2 protein-coding genes and 2 pseudogenes are annotated in these 3165 nt (G+C 71.5%); 1 reads left to right on the forward strand and 3 read right to left on the reverse strand.

Annotated elements, in window-relative coordinates:
• From WA805_RS28555 to steA, 3 genes and pseudogenes are all read right to left on the reverse strand, one after another.
• Positions 1-615 (reverse strand): annotated as a pseudogene (locus WA805_RS28555) (hypothetical protein); the annotation flags it as partial.
• Positions 612-1652 carry a copper transporter gene (locus WA805_RS28560; protein WP_422271571.1) on the reverse strand — a complete coding sequence of 347 codons (1041 nt, stop codon included), beginning with the start codon at positions 1650-1652 and terminating at the stop codon, positions 612-614. The pseudogene WA805_RS28555 and the gene WA805_RS28560, both read right to left, overlap by 4 nt.
• Positions 1649-2845: a putative cytokinetic ring protein SteA gene (steA, locus tag WA805_RS28565; RefSeq protein WP_422291019.1), complete on the reverse strand. Its 1197-nt coding sequence runs from the start codon at positions 2843-2845 to the stop codon at positions 1649-1651. The genes WA805_RS28560 and steA overlap by 4 nt, the downstream gene beginning before the upstream one ends.
• A 116-nt stretch (positions 2846-2961) precedes the next feature.
• Between steA and WA805_RS28570 the strand changes: the two are divergent.
• Positions 2962-3165, forward strand: a pseudogene (locus WA805_RS28570) (hypothetical protein); the annotation flags it as partial.

Here is a 3165-nt window from a genome sequence, read left to right on the forward strand (position 1 = left end):
GCCCCGCTCACCGCCCGCGGCCGTGATCAGCGCCGCCGACAGGGTCACCACCTTGATCGCCCGGCCCGGGCGGAGGTCGAAAAGGTTGAGCAGGTTGGCGCCGCCCGCCACCAGGCCGGCGTTGACCGCCACGTCGGCGGGCTCCCAGGCCTTCGAGGAGCTGCCGAGCAGCAGCGCGCTGGCCAGGCCGGTCGCGCCGAGGCCGCCGAGCTTGACCGCGCCGGTAGTGACCTCGCCGTTCGCCAGCGCGCCGAGGTGGCCGCGCAGGCCGCGGCGCTTGCCAGAACCGGCCAGGTCGTCGTAGACGCCGAACCCGAACGCGCCGGCCCCGGCCAGGGCTAGCGCGAGAGCGGGCCGGGCGGAGGAACGGGCCCGTTCCGAATACTGTGCTAGCCCGGGGGGACGACCCCCCGGAACCCCCTGCAGAATTTGAGCCAGCACCGCACCGGCAGCGACGGCAGGGCCTTCGAGGAGCGTGACCGGCTCGCCGCGGTGGTTGACGCGGGTCCAGGTCTTCTCGCCACCCGGCGGGCGCCGCGTGAGGACCGCGTAGGCGGCGCGCGCCGCGCCAGCGGCCGCGACCGAGGTCAGGGCGGCCGCGAGGGCCCGTTTCACTTCTTCGCCCCAGCCTTCCGGGTCGTCGTCGAGTGTGGCGTGGCGGTCTGCGTCGGAGTCGACGTCGCCGTCGGGGTGGGGAGCGGCGAGGGGCTGACGGCGGACGCACCGGAGATACCGTAGCTGTTCGGCTTCTTGCCCGCTAGCTGGTTGGCGAGCGCGTCCACGACCGTAATCTGGCCGAGCGTCAGGTCCGCGTCGTCCACGCTCGAGACCTGGCTGGAGACGCTGCTCGAGCGCAGCACCGACATCGCGCTGCCCGACTGCGCGGACCCGAGGGCGCTTCCCGCGACCAGGGTCGCCGAGCTGGCGCTCGCGAACTCCTGCGCGACCGCGAGCAGCACCTGGTTGGCCGGGTCGTTCTGGCCGTCGGCGGGGGCCGACTCCGGGGTGACGATCACCGCGAGCTGCGCGGGGGCGGTCGGCGCCCCGGCTGGCGACACGGTCAGGTAGCCGCCCTGCGCGTAGGCGCTCAGCATTTGCTGCGCATCGGTGGGCGCGACCGCGGTGGTAGTGCTGGCCAGGATCGCGGTGGCGATCAGCTGGGCCGCCTGCTGCTGGTAGGTGGTCTGCGGGTTGCTGCCCGTGGCGAGGGTGGCGCCGTCCCGGCTGACGATCGAGTTGTTGATGCTGCTGAGGCTGGACTGGTTGGCGCCGCTGATGTCGTTGAACTTCGGCTGGAGCGCCACCTCGCCGGTGACGGTGGCGCCCGCCAGCGTCGCGGCCTGCTTGATGCCGTCCACGACCGAGCCTTGCGCGCCGGGCTCGGTGACGATGACCAGGCTTTCGCCTTTGAGCTGCCTGGCCAGCAGCGTCGGCTCGGCGGACTGCAGGTACTGTTCCGCGGCACTGGACTGGGACAGGTAGCCGTCACGCGCCGCCTGTGCGGCGGTGAGCTGGTTTTTCAGCGAGTCGTTCGTCGACTGGAGCAGGTCGAGCGTGCCGCCGCGCAGGTTGGTAGCGCCGAGCACGATGCCGATCGCCAGCGCCAGGAACACGGCGACGATCGAGACGAGGTGGTAGCGGAAATCGATCACGTGAACAGTCCAGTGAACCAGGTAGTGAAGGTGCGCCAGGTGACGCTGAAGTAGTTGCCGAGAATCGGCCCGGCCGGTGAGAACATCACGACGATGACCAGCGTGAACGCGGCGGCGAGCACCAGTACGAGCAGTGCCCAGCCGGAGATCCTGCTCTGGTACAGCTGGTGTACGCCCCGGGCGTTGACGAGCTTACCGCCGACGCGCAGGTGGGTGAGGAACGTGCTCGCCATGCCCGGCCGGCCCTTGTCGAGGAACTCCTCCAGGGTCCAGTGCGTGCCGACCACGGCGATCAGGCTGGCGCCGCAGGCGTCGGCGACGAGCAGCGCCACGTCCTCGCTGGTGCCCGCGGCCGGCAGCGGAACGGCGTCCAGGCCGAGGGACTGCAGCCGGGCCATGCCGGGGGCGTGGCCGTCGGAGTAGGCGTGCACGACGAGTTCGGCCCCCGAGCACAGCGCGTCGTCGGTGACCGAGTCCATGTCGCCGATGATCACGTCCGGCCGGTAGCCGGCCTCGAGCAGCGCGTCGGCGCCGCCGTCCACGGCGAGCATCACCGGGCGGTACTCGCGGATGTACGGCCGCAGGGCGCGCAGGTCCTCCCGGTACCGGTAGCCGCGGACGACCACGAGCACGTGCCTGCCGTCCATCAAGGTGCCGAGCTCGGGGACCTGGATGCCGGTGGTCAGCAGGTCGACCTCGTGGCGGAGGAACTCGAGCGTGTTCGCCGCGAAGGAGTCGATCTGGGTGGTCACGCCGTCGACGGCCTGCTGCATCGCCTTGGCGAGCGTGGTCTCGTCCTGCAGCACGCCCTTGGCGACCGCCTGATCGCCCGCGAACAGCACGTCGCCGTCCAGCCGGACGACGGCGCCCTCGCTGATCCGGATCAGCACGTCGCTGCCGACGTCGTCCAGCAGCGGGATGCCGGCCTCGAGCAGCAGCCGCGGGCCGAGGTTCGGGTACCTGCCGGTGATGGACTTCGCCGCGTTCACGACGGCGGCGACCCGGCAGTCGATCAGCTCGTCCGCGCTCACCCGGTCCAGGTCGGCGTGGTCGATGACCGCGATGTCACCGGGTTTCAGCCGCTTGACCAGGACCTTCGTCCGCGGGTCCACGCGCGCGACGCCAACGGTGCCGGGCGGCTCCGCAGCCTTGCCCCGCCCGACGCGCGGGATCCTTACGGACGGTAGTTTCATTGCTTTCATCCTGGCATAACGCGGCGACTGCCACGTGCCATGCGGGGCATCACTGGTGCTACAACCCTCCTTGTGGCGCCTGGCGCCTGGCGCCGGCCGCGGCATACGGTGGACGGGTGACTGCGCAGCCTGCTTCTGACTCGATCCGGCTCACTTCCCTGTCGCACGGCGCCGGCTGTGCATGCAAGCTACCGCTATCGGCTCTGGACCAGCTGATGGCCTCCCTCGGTTCTTCTTCCGACGGTTCTGACGGGGCGGCCGCTGTGCTGGGCGCGGCGGGCGGCGCCGGCGGCGACCTGCTGGTCGGCGCGGCCGAGGGC

Source organism: Trebonia sp. (genome assembly GCF_049794275.1).
In the GTDB taxonomy this organism is placed as follows: domain Bacteria; phylum Actinomycetota; class Actinomycetes; order Streptosporangiales; family Streptosporangiaceae; genus Trebonia.